Genomic DNA, 15,326 nt, shown 5'->3' with positions numbered 1-15,326 from the left:
GAGTAACATATGCCGTTTACATTTGCGCATCCTGCTGCTGTCATTCCTTTTTGCAAGAAACAACGATATGTTTCAGTAACAGCGCTAGTATTAGGAAGTATGGTACCCGATTTTGAATATTTTTTGCATTTTCGACCATATGGTGTCATTGGACATACATTTAGGGTTCTTTTATTTGAACTTACCGCTCGTTTTCAGTCTACTATCGTTATGTAGCATCTATTCCATGGAGGCTTACTTCAGGGAAAGAAATTTTTGTTTTTCTCTATTCTGCATTATTCGGTATGCTTACACATTTCGTTTGGGATGCTTTTACCCATAAGATGGGTTATTTTGTTATGAATTTACCATCTCTACAACAACATATATATTCCATGCCGATATATAAATTCATGCAGCACGGGAGTACATGTCTTGTTTTTTTGCTGCTTATATATGTTCTATGGAAACATCGAGATTTTCAAATAAAAGTAGATATAGTTTCAGCAAGAGAGAAAAGGAAATATTGGGGATGGACGATGATTACGGCGTTAGTAGTGTTTACTATGCACGTGTTGCTAGACCCCTATTTTCAAATTTTACAAATAGGGAGTATAATAGTTTCTGGATTTACAAGTGTTTTTTGTGGTCTATTCATTGTTTCCGCAATATACGAAACAAGAGAAGAATCGAGTTAGTATGAATGAGAGTGTTAGGAGTAAGATGATGAAAGTATGGAAAAGTATTTGTATTTTATGTAGTTCTATTGTTTTGTTAAGCGGTTGTTTTCAAAAGGAAGAAAAAAAAGAAGTAAAGAAAGAATCTATTCCAGAAACAACTGAATACGGTGGCAAGGAATTAAAGAAAGTTGGACAGGTTGTAAAAGAAAAAGGATGGGGAACATTTAAATTAGAGAGGTTAAAACATGTTAATCAAACGTTTGAAGTAGCTCCAATGAAAATTCATGTACAAGATGTAAAGGTTATTGCATTATCACAAATGAGTCAAGATGCAAAAGATACATTGAAAGTATATACAGCATTAAGTCCAGAAGAAGTGCAGCGTAGACTTGGAGACAAAGTCAATCGAGAAGATGCTGAGTTGTACGCTTCGTTAAGCGGAAAAGACATTGGAGATAAAGTGCGTTATGTTGAAATTACATATAAGGTAGAAAATAGTGGAGATAAAGACATGCAGTTTTTCTCTATGAATGATATTACTATTAATGAAACGCAGCACTTTAATGTCCCAAAACAAAACTTTTTATATGAAGAGGATACGCTTGTAGGTACAAAAAGTGTTACAAGAGAAGAGTATAAACCAGGTGAGACGAGGGAAGGGATAATTGGATTAATACTCGAGGATGAGAAAAAAGAGATTACTCAAATCTCATTTACAACAGATGTTCTTGCAACGGGTGATACACATGAAACGGTTACAGAACCGCAAACATTTAACATCTCACTGTCTAAGTGAGATGTTTTTTGTATAGAAAAAGAACAGGAAATTTGTCAAATCAAAGCGAATGTATTATAAAGTGCAAAGGGGGAAGAAAAATGGAAAAAAGATGTTACGAATGCGGTAGTAAGGAGATAGAAAAAGCAACGATAGCACCAGACCAAAAAGGTTATCTTACTTTATTTGCACAAGCAGTCGCAGTGGTAGAAATTTGTAAAAAATGCGGTACTGTTATCGCGATAACAGGGGAACATCCAAGCTATAAAAATCAGCAAATGGACTGAAAAAAATATACTATTTTTGGTTCTTGAAATAAACAGCCGTTATTAGGCGTTTACTGACCGTTTGTTTTGCTCATTTAAATAGGTTTCTACGGTTTGTAATTGTTCAGAAATTCGAAATGCTTCTTTTTGTTCCTGAAATTGTTTTTCATTATAAGGACCAAAACGACGATTGTTGTTCATATCAATAATCCAGTAATGTTCGCTCCGTTTATTTGTAATACTAGATTCTGGGTTATTGGGATCGGATTTTTCTTCAATTTGTTTTGCAATAATATATATATCGTCCCATGCAATTTCTACAATTTTAGCTGGGACATATTGTGTAGCATATACAGCGTCTGGTTTTGGAAAAAGTTCAAATGCATTTCCGGAAGTATTTATTAGTTCATATTCTTCATTGATGGTGTAAGCTGAATGGCTAGAGTTTGCTGTGCAACCAGTCAAAAGTATAATGGCAATTACGGTCATCAATCGCTTCAATATGAGACCCTCCTTATAAAATGCTTGTGGTAAACATATTGTACAAGAAAAGGAAAAGAAACGCCAATATATGAGTTGTTTACAATGGTTTTTAGAAATGGTACGATGAGACAGGTAAAGAAGGATACAAAGGAGTCGACATAAAATGAAGTTAAAGATGCATCGTCCAGCGGTAGTAATGAATCGCATAGGTGCTTCCATTATCGATATGTTTTTAATCTCGGTTATGTACGGTGCTGTTGTGGCAGTTGTAACGAGGAATTATGGGGCCATTTTCAATCGTTTTAACATAAGCTTAGGTGATTATCGATATGATCTTGCGCTTGTTTTTATATTAATGGCTATCTATTTTATTTTTGTTCCATTTATATGGAATGGCTGTACAATTGGTAAAAAAATAACCCGAACAAGACTTGTATCATTAACAAGTGAAAAGTTAACAATTCAAACACTAACAGTACGGTTCTTTGTATTGTTATTACCAAACATATTGTTGCTTGGAATTCCATCTATCTGTAACGTATATATGATGTTGTTCCGTCACGATAATTGTGGGTTCCATGACTTAATTATGAAAACGAAAGTGATGAGTCTCGTTTAAAGAATACTAGGATAGAATGATAAAGAGTTATATTTAGGACGTATTAAAAAATATATGTACCCTTAAATTTTTACGAAATTCGATAAATTTAATTGGTATAATGGAGTTCATATAGGGCGGACATCTCCTATAGAGTACCCTTCATATTGATGCAGGATGTGTTAAAAAGCAAGCAATAGTAAACTTTTTAACACATCCTATTTTTTTATTATATTAGACTGAAAGTTAGGAAAAAGATATGATAAATGAAACAGATGTGTTGTATAACAAGGGGGAGATCGAAATGACAGAAAGTAACTTAATTTTTTGGGGGGTACTTATTTTTATCGGTCTAGCTTTTGATAAATACAATAGTAAGAAAAAGAGAAAACAGATAAGTAAGCGATTACAAAAAGGGATGTGGGCTTTTCCTGCTTGCAGAGCTACGGGCGAAAGGGAGACTTACAGAAGGGGTAATGACGATGAAACTTGCAGGAAAAGTTGCCGTTGTAACTGGTGGTGGCATCGGTATTGGACGTAGTACGGCTCTTTTGTTGGCAGAACAAGGTGCAAAAGTAATTGTGACGGATATTGATCAGGAAAATGGACAAGCAACAGCGGAGGAAATCGTAGATTTAGATGGTGAAGCCCTTTTTGTTACTCATGATATGGCGAAACAAGGAGATTGGCAACGTGTCATTGGAGTTGCTATTGTCGCTTATAATCGTATTGATATGCTCTTTAATAATGCTGGTTTATATAAAATAGATTCTATTTTTTTACGTCAACAAGAGAACGATTCCAATGTACTTTGTATTAATGACGTTTGGATAGAACTAAAACAATTGACGGTATCTTTTATGAAACATCAAGAAGAAGTAATGCTAACTGATTTACTTATTTTCGGTATTATTAGTACAAAAGAACAGTCATTTCATACAGTAGGAACCCTAATATAATAGTAGAAAACCGCCCGAAATACATATGTGGACGGTTTTTTTGTATCTGTATGACGTAAAGAAAAGTGGTGCTTTATCGAATACGTTTTTCTGTTGTACTATCAAAGAAATGTGCCTTATTCATATCAAATGCAAGTTTGATTTGATCACCATGTGTAAAGGTATGTCTTGCATCCAGACGGGCTGCAAAATCTTGATTTCCAAGTTTCATATATAAAATAGATTCTGCACCTAATAGTTCAGCAACTTCAATTTGAGTTGTAAATGTTGTATCTTGTGAAGCCTCTAAAAATAAAAGTTCGTCATGGATATCTTCTGGACGTATCCCCAATACAATTTCTTGATGCACATAACCTTGTTCGCGTAATAATTTCATTTTGCCTTCAGATACTTTGATTTTTACCTTATCATCTATAACAAAGTATTGTTCTGTTAATTTACCATGGAAGAAATTCATTGCAGGTGAGCCAATAAATCCACCAACAAAAATGTTTTCCGGTGTTTCATATACTTCTTTTGGTGAACCGATTTGTTGAATTTTCCCATCTTTCATAACGACAAGGCGTGAAGCCATTGTCATCGCTTCTGTTTGATCATGTGTTACATAAATTGTTGTTGTCCCAAGTCTTTGATGCAGTTTAGAAATTTCTGAGCGCATCGCTACACGTAATTTTGCATCTAAATTTGATAATGGCTCGTCCATTAAGAAAATTTTTGCGTCACGAACGATAGCACGACCTAACGCAACACGTTGGCGTTGTCCACCAGATAATGCTTTTGGTTTTCGATTTAAATATTCCGAAAGCCCTAGAATTTGAGCCGCATCCTTTACGCGGCGGTCAATTTCGTCTTTTGGGATTTTACGAAGTTTTAATCCAAATGCCATGTTGTCATAAACACTCATATGTGGATAGAGTGCATAGTTTTGAAAAACCATTGCAATATCGCGATCTTTTGGAGGAACATCATTCATTACCTTACCATCAATAGAAAATTCCCCTTTTGAAATGTCTTCAAGTCCAGCTACCATTCGTAATGTTGTCGATTTTCCACAGCCAGATGGACCAACGAAAACGATAAACTCTTTATCTTGAATATGTAAATTGAAGTCTGTTACTGCTGTTACGTTATTATCATAAATTTTATAAATATTTTCTAACTTTAGTTCTGCCATGACTTTTCCTCCTAGAAAAATTATGCAAACGTTTTCTTTGAGTTCATTATAAACGAATGTATTTAAAAAATAAATAAAAATGATACAAAAAAATAAAACGTTTTCATAAAGGGGGGGATATTTAATAATAAAGCCTCTTCTCTGTGAAAATTGGCTAAATTAAAATAGAAAAATGTAAGCGCTGTTTTCATTTGTTTTAAAATCTGTTATCATTCATTAATGAAAACGTTTGCGCCTGGATTTTTCGATTTAAAAATGAAATGAGGTAGCATGATGGAAAAACAATGGTGGAAAGAAAGTGTTGTATATCAAATTTATCCACGTAGCTTTATGGATAGTAATGGTGATGGAATTGGTGACCTTCGCGGAATCATTTCAAAGCTTGATTATTTACAAAACTTAGGTATAGATGTAATTTGGTTATCACCAGTCTATGAATCTCCCAATGATGATAATGGTTATGATATTAGTGATTATCGTAATATTATGGATGAGTTTGGAACAATGAACGATTGGGACGAATTATTAAGTGAAATGCATCAACGTGATATGAAATTAATGATGGATTTAGTTGTTAACCATACTTCTGATGAACATAATTGGTTCATCGAATCTCGTAAGTCAAAAGATAACCCGTATCGAGATTACTATATTTGGCGTCCTGGGAAAGATGGAAAAGAGCCAAATAACTGGGAAGCGGCTTTTAGTGGATCTGCTTGGCAGTATGATGAAGCGACAGATGAATATTATTTACATTTATTCTCTAAAAAGCAACCAGATTTAAATTGGGATAATGAAATAGTGCGAAAAGATGTTTATGAGATGATGGAGTTTTGGCTTGAAAAAGGAATCGATGGTTTTCGTATGGATGTGATTAATTTTATTTCTAAAACAGAGGGATTACCAACTGTGAAAACGGAGAAAGAAGGTTATGTATCAGGCCATCAATACTTTATGAATGGACCAAATATTCATGCATACTTACATGAAATGAATCAGAAAGTATTGTCGAAATACGATATTATGACTGTTGGTGAAATGCCGGGTGTAACAACAGAGGAGGCTAAACTGTATACAGCTGAAGAACGTCAAGAATTACAAATGGTATTTCAGTTTGAACATATGGATTTAGATTCTGGAAAAGGAGGAAAATGGGACGTAAAGCCATGCTCACTCTTAACGTTAAAGCGTAATTTAACAAAATGGCAGAAAGCGTTGGAACAAACAGGATGGAATAGTTTGTATTGGAACAATCATGATCAGCCCCGTGTTGTCTCACGCTTTGGTAACGATAAAACATACCGCATAGAATCAGCGAAAATGTTAGCGACGGTACTTCATATGATGAAAGGTACTCCTTATATTTACCAAGGAGAAGAAATTGGGATGACAAATGTTCACTTTGATTCGATTGATGAGTACCGAGATATTGAAACGCTGAATATGTACCGTGAAAAAGTAATAGAGCGTGGTGAAGATGAAGAAAAAGTAATGCAATCGATTTATATAAAAGGGCGAGATAATGCTAGAACACCAATGCAATGGGATGATGGAAAGCACGCTGGATTTACAGCTGGAGAACCATGGATTGCATTAAATTCTAATTATAAAGAAATTAATGTGACACAAGCGTTGCAGGATAAAAATTCTATTTTTTATTACTATAAAAAATTAATTGAACTTCGTAAAAAACATGAAATCATTGTGTATGGAACATATGATTTAATTTTTGAAGAACATCCATCTGTTTTTGCCTATATGCGGACATGGAAAGATGAGAAAGTACTTGTCATTGCGAACTTTACTGAGAATGAGTGTGTATTTGAAATACCAGAAGAGGTAAATTATAATAGTTCAGAATTATTGATACACAATTATGATGTGCAAAATGAAACAATTAAGAGTATCGATTTACAGCCATATGAAGCGAGGGTATACAAGTTAAAATAATGAAAAGCCTTGGGTCAGAAATGACACAAGGCTTTTATATTTTACCATTTTAAAATTGAAAATCCATATGGTGGAAGTGTAACCTGTAATGAGTCTGCTTCTGCTGAAAATTCTTCGTTTGTATATAAATTTACAATTTTTTTACCGGCGATATCAAAAGGTATAGGAGCTGAAATTTCTTGGTTTGTTGGATTTAAAACAAAAAATATCGTTTCTTCTCCGTATGTTTTCGTATAAGAAATGTAACCTTGTTCATCGTTTGCTTCAATACATTGGAATAATCCATGTCCACCAAATGCTTTATATTGTCTTCGTAATGAAATTAATCTTTGTATATGCTTAAATAATACTGTATCTTGCTTATCTTCATCCCAGACCATACATTTCCGGCACCCAGGATCCATTCCGCCATCCATACCGATTTCATCACCGTAATAAACGCATGGTGAACCGATGAAAGAAAGGTGGAATACATAAAGTAGTTTTACTTTATTTTTATTTCCTTTACAGGTTGTTAAAATTCTCGGTGTATCATGACTGTCTAATAGATGAAAAGCAGCTTCGTTTACGTTCATGGAATAGGAGTGAAGAGAAGCTGTAATTTGTTCCATAAATTCACTTGCCCCAATTGTTTCGTTTGCAAAGTAAGAATGCAGAGCATTTGTAACAGGATAGCTCATGACGGCATCGAATTGATCACCTTGTAACCATGGCTGAGCATCATGCCAAATCTCTCCTAAAATATAGACTTCAGGGTTAATTGCTTTTATTTCACTACGGAATTCTCTCCAAAAGCTATGATCAACTTCGTTTGCTACATCGAGGCGCCAGCCATCAATGTGAAACTCTCGTACCCAATAACGCCCTACTTTGAGTAAGTATTCTTTTACATCTGGATGGGCTGTATTTAATTTAGGCATATATGGTGTAAAGGCGAAGGTATCGTAGTTCGGAAGTGGCTCTGTTACAATTGGAAATTCGTGAATATGAAACCAGTTGGTATAGCGAGATTGCTTTCCTTTTTTGAGAACATCTTGAAATTTATCAAAGAAATATCCGCTATGATTAAAAACGGCATCTAGCATTACTTTTATACCTCGCTTGTGGCAGGCGTTAACAAGTTTTTTAAAAGTTTCCTTCGTCCCAAATTGCGGATCGATTTCCATGTAATCAATTGTGTCATATTTGTGATTAGAGTGTGCTGTAAAGATTGGAGTGAAGTAAATTCCGGAAATACCAAGTTTTACAAGGTAATCAAGGTGCTGGATAACTCCAGCGAAATTTCCGCCAAAAAAGTTAGTAGTTGTTGGATCAGTGCTCCCCCAAGGAAGAGTATCAGCTGGATTATATGAAGGATCTCCATTAGCAAAACGTTCTGGGAAAATTTGATACCACACTGTATCTTTTATCCATGAAGGAGTTCTAAAAACATCCTGTTCATGAATAAATGGAAAGCAAAAAAAGTTGCCAACATCATCATTAGGTGTTTCAGGGAAAAAGCCGCGTTCTGTATAGACGATCGTTTCTGTATTATTTTTTAGTTCAAATCCATATCGTAAGCGCTTAAAGTTCGGTTCGATTGAAACGAACCAATAATCAAATAAATCTGTTGAGCCGCTCTTTTTCATCGGTATGTTTGCTGTGATCCACTTCCCATCTTGCCATTCATAAGGATCGCCATGAATGAGTGAGGCGATATCTACATCATTTTTTTTTGTGCGCAATCGAATATGGAGCGTTTTTTCATCGTAAGCGTATGCGTAATTATCTTTCGGTCTATGGTATATTGCTTCTTTAAACATATAGAAAATCCCCCTTTGATATCTCAATAAATAATAATATATTGCAAACGATTGCTTTTTATATAACTTCAATATTGCTTATAAGAGTAGTATTCATTTTATATAAAGTCAATGGATATAAAGAAATACTTCATGAATTTTTTGAAAAATACATAAAGAAAATATTTGCAAAATATATAAAAGAATGTATAATGATAGACAAATAGTGCAAACGTTTTCATAGATTAGAAGATTGTTTGCGCTTCTATAAAACTTGTAAGTGCAAACGTTTTCATTTTAGTTGATTATTACATATAACTTAGGGAGGTTTTGAGGGTGAAGAAAGCATTATCATTATTAACAGTTTCAGCTTTGACAATTGGTATGTTATCGGCATGTGGTCCGAAAGATTCAGGAAAAAAGGAAGCGAGTAAAGAGAAGAAAGATTATGACCTTCTTGTTTGGGAAGATCTTAAAAAAGGTCCTGCATTAGAACCAGCAGTAAAAAGCTTTGAAAAAAAATATAATGTAAAAGTAAAAGTGGCCGAAATTCAAATGACAGATCAAACAAAAAAACTACGTTTGGATGGTCCAGCAGGTACCGGACCTGATGTTGTAACATTACCGCATGATCATATTGGAAATGTTGTTACTGAAGGGTTAATTGATGAAGTAAAGGTTGATGATGCTGTAAAGAGCAAATTTACCGATTTATCTATAGAAGCTCAAACATATAAAGGGAAATTATATGGTTTGCCAAAGGCGATCGAAACACCTGTATTTATTTATAATAAAAAGCTTATGCCAAAGGCACCAGAAACAATGGATGAATTATATAATTTCTCGAAAGATTTCACAAAAGATGGTAAGTACGGATTTTTAGCACTAGGAGATAATTTATATTTTGCAAATGCATTTATGGCTGGTATGGGAGGGTATGTATTTGGTGAGAAAGATGGAAAACCGAATACAGCCGATATCGGATTAAATAGTAGTGGCGCGGTACAAGGGATGGAATATATTCAAAAATGGTACAAGGAGAACTTGTTCCCAAAAGGTATTATTGGTGAGTCTGGTGGGGCAGCTGCAGATGGATTGTTTAATGAAGGAAAAGCTGCATCCATTATGAATGGTCCATGGGCATTTCAAGCTATGGAGAAAAACGGAATTGATTATGGTGTAGCACCGATGCCAAAATTACCAAATGGTCAACCGATGAAAACTTTTGTTGGTGTAAAAGGATGGCATGTAACAAGCTTTTCAAAAAATAAAGATTTAGCAACGAAATTTGTTGATTGGGTAACAAATGAAGAAAATGCAAAAATTCGTTATGAAAAATCAAAAGAAATTCCGCCTGTAAAATCATTAATGGAAGATCCAATGATTAAAGACAGTGAAGCTGCAAAAGCAATAACGAAACAGGCTGAGACAGGTATTCCAATGCCGAATATTCCAGAAATGCAAGAAGTATGGGAGCCTGCAAGATTTGCATTAGAGTTACTTGCAGCTGGAAAACAAGAACCAAAACCAGCACTTGATGAAGCTGTGAAACAAATTAAAGGAAACATTGAAGCAAACCATAGTAAGCAAAAATAAGACGGAATTCGTATCTCTTATAAAGAAGGGATACGAATTCTCCTCCTTCCAAGGGGAAGAAAAAAGGGGGAAGAAATATGCAAGCATCCATTGAACCAATGCAAGAGGTAAATGGTTCAAAATACCGCAAAACAGCCGCGATGTTGTCAATCATTCCAGGCGTTGGTCAAATATACAATAAACAATATGTAAAAGCTCTTATCTTTCTTGTATTAACAGGTTCATTTATCGTAGCATTTGCAGATTTGTTAAATATGGGATTGTGGGGAATTGTTACACTTGGTACAGAGGTTCCTCGGGATCATTCTATCTTTCTATTAGTAGAAGGGATTTTAGCACTAATTGTTATTGCGTTTGGACTAGGAATATATGCTTTTAATTTATATGATGCCTATCAAAATGGGAAAAAACGTGATATAGGAATACCGTTAAATTCTGTGAAAGAACAATACCGTAATTTATTAGATCAAGGTTTTCCATATTTGATGGTTTCTCCGGGATTTCTGTTATTGATTTTTGTAGTTGTGTTTCCAATTATTTTCGTATTCTTAATTGGATTTACAAACTATGATTTATATCATTCTCCTCCAGCGAAATTAGTCGAGTGGGTTAGTTTTAAAAACTTTACTGATATTTTCACATTACCAATGTGGAGGGATACATTCTTAAGTGTATTCTCTTGGACTGTGATTTGGACATTTGTCGCGACTACTTTACAAGTAGCACTTGGAATTTTCTTAGCAATATTAGTGAATCAGCCTGGTATTAAAGGGAAAGCAGTGATTCGTACAATCTTTATTTTACCGTGGGCAGTTCCAGCATTCGTATCCATCCTTGTCTTTGCTGGTATGTTCAATGAATCATTTGGAGCAATTAATAATCAAGTGTTAGCGCTATTTGGAATTGAAAAAATTGCTTGGATGACAGATCCATTTTGGGCAAAAATTGCTTTGATTTTTATTCAAACATGGCTTGGTTTCCCATTTATTTTTGCAATGACAACAGGTATACTGCAATCGATTCCAGGGGAATTGTATGAAGCTGCTACAGTAGATGGAGCAACGGCATGGCAACAATTTCGTAAAATTACCTTGCCGCTTGTTCTATATGCAACAGCACCAATCTTAATTACACAATATACATTTAACTTTAATAATTTCAGTATTATTTACCTATTTAATGGCGGGGGGCCTGCTGTTTCGGGACAAAATGCAGGTGGAACAGATATTTTAATTTCCTGGATCTATAAATTAACAATGACATCAGCGCAATACGGAAAAGCAGCGGCACTTACGATGATTTTATCGTTAATTGTTATTTCTGTGGCGTTATGGCAATTTAAAAGAACAAAATCATTCCAAGAAGAGGATATGATGTAAATGAATATAAAACGACAGAAGATGTTACGTCTTTCATTAAGTTATTTCGTCATTTTCATAATGTGTGTCATTATTTTCTATCCATTACTATGGATTGTTGGTTCATCGTTTAATCCAGGAGATAGTTTATCAGGATCAAGTATTATTCCGAAAAATGCAACGCTAGATCATTATCGAGACCTACTTAATCTTGATAAGAGTAATTATTTACTTTGGTACAAAAATACACTGAAAGTTAGTGTATTGACGATGATCTTCTCAGTACTATCCATTAGTTTCACCGCTTATGCTTTTTCAAGATATCGTTTTGTCGGAAGAAAGAATGGATTATTAACGTTTTTAATTCTACAAATGATACCGAATTTTTCAGCGTTAATCGCACTCTATGTATTAGCGCAGTTGACAGGATTAATTGATACGCATCTAGCGTTAATCTTAATTTATGTGGGCGGAGCAATTCCAATGAATACGTGGCTGATGAAGGGTTACTTTGATACGATTCCAAAAGAATTAGATGAGTCGGCTCGTATGGACGGGGCAGGGCACTTCCGGATTTTTTGGCAAATTATTATGCCGCTCGCAAAACCAATTGTGGCAGTTGTAGCTTTATTTACCTTTATTGGTCCGTTTACAGATTTTATTTTAGCAAGTATCATTTTACGGACACCAGAAAACTATACATTAGCTGTTGGATTATATGAAATGGTAGCGAAGAAATTTGGTAATGAATTTACAACATTTGCAGCGGGTTCCGTATTAATTGCTATACCGATTTCAATTTTGTTCTTATCATTGCAAAAATATTTTATTTCTGGTTTAACAGCTGGAGGTACGAAAGGATGAAAATGGGACATTATGTCCCATTTCTCTTTTTTAGGGAGAATTTCGATTCATATGACATTGTAAGGGGAAAGATGTGAAAAAAATAGTATATTATAGTATAGGAAAATAAGCTTGTATCCCTTACAATACATGAAGAGGGAGAATATTAGTTTACATTAATATAATTTTTTGAGGAATGAAATAAAGTAATGGCGGCTTTCGTTTTCTCCTACTACCTGTAGAACTGCAGGATAAAAATAGATATGAATGAAGAATTAGAAGAGAGGAGGAGATTTTATGACAGTTACAATTAAAGATGTAGCGAAAAAGGCAAATGTTGCGCCTTCCACTGTGTCTCGTGTAATTGCTGATAATCCAAGTATAAGTGAAAAAACAAAGCGCCGTGTCCGTAAAGTAATGAGTGAACTAGGGTATCATCCAAATTTAAATGCGAGAAGCCTTGCGAATCAAACAACAAAAACAATCGGTCTTGTTATGCCGAGTTCTGCAAGTAAAGCATTTCAAAATCCATTTTTCCCAGAAGTAATTCGAGGGATTAGCTCGTTTGCACATGTCGAAGGTTATGCGTTGTATATGTCAACCGGTGAAACAGAAGAGGAGATTTTTAATGGCGTTGTGAAGATGGTACAGGGTCGTCAAATCGGCGGAATTATTCTTCTTTATTCACGTGAGAACGATCGTATTATTCAATATTTACATGAACAAAATTTCCCATTTGTTTTAATTGGAAAACCATACGAAAGAAAAGATGAAATTACATATGTAGATAATGATAACTATACAGCTGCAAGAGAAGTAGCGGAATACTTAATTTCACTTGGACATAAACAGATAGCGTTTATTGGCGGTGGTTCTGATTTACTTGTTACGAAAGATCGTTTAGCTGGAATGAGCGATGCTTTAAAACTAGCTGACATTATGTTGCCAGATGAATATATTTTACATTTTGATTTTTCAAGAGAGGGTGGCCAGCAGGCTGTAGAAGAGTTAATGGGACTTGAAAAGCCGCCGACGGCAATTATGGCAACAGATGATTTAATCGGTCTTGGGGTGTTAAGTGCGCTTGCCAAAAAAGGGCTTGCTGTACCAAAAAATGTTTCAATCGTGAGCTTTAATAATGCTTTATTATCTGAAATTGCGAGCCCGCCGCTTACAACTGTTGATGTGAATATTTATCAATTAGGGTATGAGGCTGCAAAAGCGTTAGTTGATAAGGTGGAGCATTCCGAGTCCACTTCAAAATGCATTATTATTCCGCATAAATTACTGAAGCGCCAAACTTGTGATCATTATGCGTAAAAAGCTAAGAGTGTTATCTCTTAGCTTTTTGTTTTAAAAATTCTTCTAAACGATCGCAGCCTTCTTTTAGTGTTTCCATACTATAAGCGTATGAAAGACGAATATACCCTTCACCATACTCTGAAAATGCTGTTCCTGGAACAACAGCGAGTCTAGCTTCTTTAACAAGATCAATGGCAAAATCAAATGATGAGGATGTAAGATTTCCAACGTATGGGAATAAATAAAAGGCACCAGTTGGTTTCTCAACAGTTAAGCCCATTTGAATCAGTCTGTTGTATACGTAATCACGGCGTTTTTTGTATTGATGACGCATCATTCGCGGTGCATCTTTTGCTGCTGTTAACGCTTCGATTGCAGCGTATTGTGCGATTGAAGTTGCACATGTAACGTTGTATTGATGAACTTTCAAAATATGCCCTGCTAAATAGCTTGGAGCAAATAAAAGACCGATGCGCCAGCCTGTCATTGAATGTGATTTTGATAGTCCATTAATGACGATTGTTTTATCACGCATTTCTGGAAAATGAGCGATGGATGTATGACTATCTTCATATACAAGCTCACTATAAATTTCATCAGAAAGAACGAAAATGTTTTTATCTTTTAAAACAGATACAATATCTGTTAGTTCTTCTTTTGACAGTGTAACACCAGTCGGATTAGAAGGATAAGGTAAAACGATGCATCTTGTTTGATCTGTAATTGCATTTTGAATCGCTTCTGCTGTTAATCGAAATCCAGTTTCACGAACATCTACAAACACAGGGATTGCCCCGCACAGTCTAATAATGGGTTCATAGCCTGGATAAATAGGAGCTGGTAAAATAACTTCTGTTCCAGGTTCTAAAATAGTACGAAATGTAACATCGATCGCTTCACTAGCACCGATTGTAACGATGGTTTCGTTTTCAGGTGAATAGTGTAAATCGTAATTTTCCTTTAGAAAATGACAAGCTGCATTGCGTAATTCTAATAGGCCGGCGTTGTGTGTATAGCCCGTATAGTTTTCTGTAATCGCTCGTTTAGCAGCTTCTTTGACTAAAGAAGGAGTTGGAAAATCAGGTTGTCCAATTGTTAAAGAAATGAGATTATCATAGTTTTGAATCATATTAGAGAATTGACGAATACCGGAAATTTGGATATCCTTCACTCTAGGATTAATGAATTGTTCCATTTTGTCTCCCTTTCTTCCGTTTACAAAATTTCTTTTATTTTATCATAAATTTTATATTTTCGCTTTGGAGCGCAAAAAAAAAGCCGCTTAAAGCGACTTTTTAATACCCATATTCCCAATCTATTTCATCTTCATTCCAAAGAACTGAAGAAACTTTTCCAAGGTGTACCACAGATTCATTCACAGCGCATGTGCAATTTTCTTCCCCAGCTTTGTCTTGCAATTCTTCGTATACTGATTTATCCACATTTTCGAGAACGACCAAATTCTCCTCTTTTAAAACAAGCGTAGTTCCTGTCATAGTTATCATCCTCCTACTAAAATAATAATCACTTCTTTGTACACGTAGATAGTATGGATTATATGCTGTATGTTATTATAGTTGTC

14 protein-coding genes and 1 pseudogene are annotated in these 15,326 nt (G+C 34.9%); 10 read left to right on the top strand and 5 right to left on the bottom strand.

Going from position 1 to position 15,326, the window contains the following annotated elements:
* Nucleotides 1-9: 9 nt before the first annotated feature.
* The 3 genes and pseudogenes from ORL93_RS06875 to ORL93_RS06865 all read left to right on the top strand — a co-directional run bounded on the left by ORL93_RS06875 (nucleotide 10) and on the right by ORL93_RS06865 (nucleotide 1,721).
* Nucleotides 10-677, top strand: a pseudogene (locus tag ORL93_RS06875) (DUF4184 family protein).
* 25 nt (nucleotides 678-702) lie between these two features.
* Nucleotides 703-1,455 (top strand): hypothetical protein, encoded by a 753-nt coding sequence (locus ORL93_RS06870; protein WP_029426884.1) that lies wholly within the window; start codon nucleotides 703-705, stop codon nucleotides 1,453-1,455.
* A gap of 80 nt (nucleotides 1,456-1,535) precedes the next feature.
* Entirely contained in the window at nucleotides 1,536-1,721 is a 186-nt protein-coding gene (locus ORL93_RS06865) for a hypothetical protein (RefSeq protein ID WP_018764812.1), read from the top strand.
* Between the two features lie 42 nt (nucleotides 1,722-1,763).
* Here ORL93_RS06865 and ORL93_RS06860 read toward each other — a convergent pair whose 3' ends face one another.
* Nucleotides 1,764-2,201 carry a DUF3997 domain-containing protein gene (locus ORL93_RS06860; protein ID WP_018764811.1) on the bottom strand — a complete coding sequence of 146 codons (438 nt, stop codon included), beginning with the start codon at nucleotides 2,199-2,201 and terminating at the stop codon, nucleotides 1,764-1,766.
* Nucleotides 2,202-2,346: 145 nt separating this feature from the next.
* On the opposite strand from ORL93_RS06860, the gene ORL93_RS06855 reads away from it, so the two are divergent.
* Both ORL93_RS06855 and ORL93_RS06850 read left to right on the top strand, forming a co-directional pair.
* The gene (locus ORL93_RS06855; RefSeq protein ID WP_018780861.1) at nucleotides 2,347-2,802 is read left to right on the top strand and encodes an RDD family protein; all 456 of its coding nucleotides are present in this window, start codon (nucleotides 2,347-2,349) and stop codon (nucleotides 2,800-2,802) included.
* Nucleotides 2,803-3,212: 410 nt separating this feature from the next.
* Nucleotides 3,213-3,740: an SDR family NAD(P)-dependent oxidoreductase gene (locus ORL93_RS06850; RefSeq protein WP_265958896.1), complete on the top strand. Its 528-nt coding sequence runs from the start codon at nucleotides 3,213-3,215 to the stop codon at nucleotides 3,738-3,740.
* A 73-nt stretch (nucleotides 3,741-3,813) separates the two neighbouring features.
* On the opposite strand, the gene ORL93_RS06845 is transcribed toward ORL93_RS06850, so the two are convergent.
* Complete coding sequence (locus tag ORL93_RS06845) at nucleotides 3,814-4,914, bottom strand: ABC transporter ATP-binding protein (protein WP_018780863.1); 1,101 nt, start codon at nucleotides 4,912-4,914, stop codon at nucleotides 3,814-3,816.
* 273 nt (nucleotides 4,915-5,187) lie between these two features.
* Here ORL93_RS06845 and ORL93_RS06840 point away from each other — a divergent pair, with 273 nt between their 5' ends.
* Nucleotides 5,188-6,864, top strand: a complete 1,677-nt coding sequence (locus ORL93_RS06840) for a glycoside hydrolase family 13 protein (protein ID WP_097794357.1) — start codon at nucleotides 5,188-5,190, stop codon at nucleotides 6,862-6,864.
* A gap of 41 nt (nucleotides 6,865-6,905) precedes the next feature.
* On the opposite strand, the gene ORL93_RS06835 is transcribed toward ORL93_RS06840, so the two are convergent.
* Nucleotides 6,906-8,666 (bottom strand): alpha-glycosidase, encoded by a 1,761-nt coding sequence (locus ORL93_RS06835; protein WP_265958821.1) that lies wholly within the window; start codon nucleotides 8,664-8,666, stop codon nucleotides 6,906-6,908.
* A gap of 315 nt (nucleotides 8,667-8,981) precedes the next feature.
* Between ORL93_RS06835 and ORL93_RS06830 the strand changes: the two genes are divergently transcribed.
* The 4 genes from ORL93_RS06830 to malR all read left to right on the top strand — a co-directional run bounded on the left by ORL93_RS06830 (nucleotide 8,982) and on the right by malR (nucleotide 13,762).
* On the top strand, nucleotides 8,982-10,241 hold the full coding sequence (locus tag ORL93_RS06830; RefSeq protein ID WP_006095831.1) for a sugar ABC transporter substrate-binding protein: 1,260 nt from the start codon (nucleotides 8,982-8,984) through the stop codon (nucleotides 10,239-10,241).
* Nucleotides 10,242-10,318: 77 nt separating this feature from the next.
* A complete protein-coding gene (locus tag ORL93_RS06825; RefSeq protein ID WP_006095830.1) occupies nucleotides 10,319-11,620 on the top strand; it encodes a sugar ABC transporter permease in 1,302 nt (433 codons plus the stop codon).
* Nucleotides 11,621-12,463 (top strand): maltosaccharide ABC transporter permease MalD, encoded by an 843-nt coding sequence (gene malD / locus ORL93_RS06820; RefSeq protein ID WP_016116108.1) that lies wholly within the window; start codon nucleotides 11,621-11,623, stop codon nucleotides 12,461-12,463.
* 276 nt (nucleotides 12,464-12,739) lie between these two features.
* The gene (gene malR / locus ORL93_RS06815) at nucleotides 12,740-13,762 is read left to right on the top strand and encodes a maltose operon transcriptional repressor MalR (protein ID WP_003199897.1); all 1,023 of its coding nucleotides are present in this window, start codon (nucleotides 12,740-12,742) and stop codon (nucleotides 13,760-13,762) included.
* A gap of 13 nt (nucleotides 13,763-13,775) precedes the next feature.
* Here the strand turns inward: malR and ORL93_RS06810 are convergent, their stop codons facing one another.
* Both ORL93_RS06810 and ORL93_RS06805 read right to left on the bottom strand, forming a co-directional pair.
* Entirely contained in the window at nucleotides 13,776-14,939 is a 1,164-nt protein-coding gene (locus ORL93_RS06810; protein ID WP_097794354.1) for an aminotransferase A, read from the bottom strand.
* Between the two features lie 100 nt (nucleotides 14,940-15,039).
* Nucleotides 15,040-15,240 (bottom strand): hypothetical protein, encoded by a 201-nt coding sequence (locus tag ORL93_RS06805; RefSeq protein ID WP_003199899.1) that lies wholly within the window; start codon nucleotides 15,238-15,240, stop codon nucleotides 15,040-15,042.
* Between the last annotated feature and the right edge of the window lie 86 nt (nucleotides 15,241-15,326).

This window comes from Bacillus sp. DHT2 (assembly GCF_026241455.1).
Lineage (GTDB): Bacteria > Bacillota > Bacilli > Bacillales > Bacillaceae_G > Bacillus_A > Bacillus_A pseudomycoides.
Note: the sequence above shows the minus strand (reverse complement) of the source record. Positions and strands in the feature narration are given on the sequence as shown.

What these genes read in the sequence shown, in the direction of transcription:
- ORL93_RS06810 (WP_097794354.1), bottom strand. Translation starts at nt 14,939, where the DNA reads ATGGAACAATTCATTAATCCTAGAGTGAAGGATATCCAAATTTCCGGT.
- malD (WP_016116108.1), top strand. Translation starts at nt 11,621, where the DNA reads ATGAATATAAAACGACAGAAGATGTTACGTCTTTCATTAAGTTATTTC.
- ORL93_RS06865 (WP_018764812.1), top strand. Translation starts at nt 1,536, where the DNA reads ATGGAAAAAAGATGTTACGAATGCGGTAGTAAGGAGATAGAAAAAGCA.
- ORL93_RS06840 (WP_097794357.1), top strand. Translation starts at nt 5,188, where the DNA reads ATGGAAAAACAATGGTGGAAAGAAAGTGTTGTATATCAAATTTATCCA.
- ORL93_RS06835 (WP_265958821.1), bottom strand. Translation starts at nt 8,666, where the DNA reads ATGTTTAAAGAAGCAATATACCATAGACCGAAAGATAATTACGCATAC.
- ORL93_RS06805 (WP_003199899.1), bottom strand. Translation starts at nt 15,240, where the DNA reads ATGACAGGAACTACGCTTGTTTTAAAAGAGGAGAATTTGGTCGTTCTC.
- ORL93_RS06855 (WP_018780861.1), top strand. Translation starts at nt 2,347, where the DNA reads ATGAAGTTAAAGATGCATCGTCCAGCGGTAGTAATGAATCGCATAGGT.
- malR (WP_003199897.1), top strand. Translation starts at nt 12,740, where the DNA reads ATGACAGTTACAATTAAAGATGTAGCGAAAAAGGCAAATGTTGCGCCT.
- ORL93_RS06845 (WP_018780863.1), bottom strand. Translation starts at nt 4,914, where the DNA reads ATGGCAGAACTAAAGTTAGAAAATATTTATAAAATTTATGATAATAAC.
- ORL93_RS06870 (WP_029426884.1), top strand. Translation starts at nt 703, where the DNA reads ATGATGAAAGTATGGAAAAGTATTTGTATTTTATGTAGTTCTATTGTT.
- ORL93_RS06825 (WP_006095830.1), top strand. Translation starts at nt 10,319, where the DNA reads ATGCAAGCATCCATTGAACCAATGCAAGAGGTAAATGGTTCAAAATAC.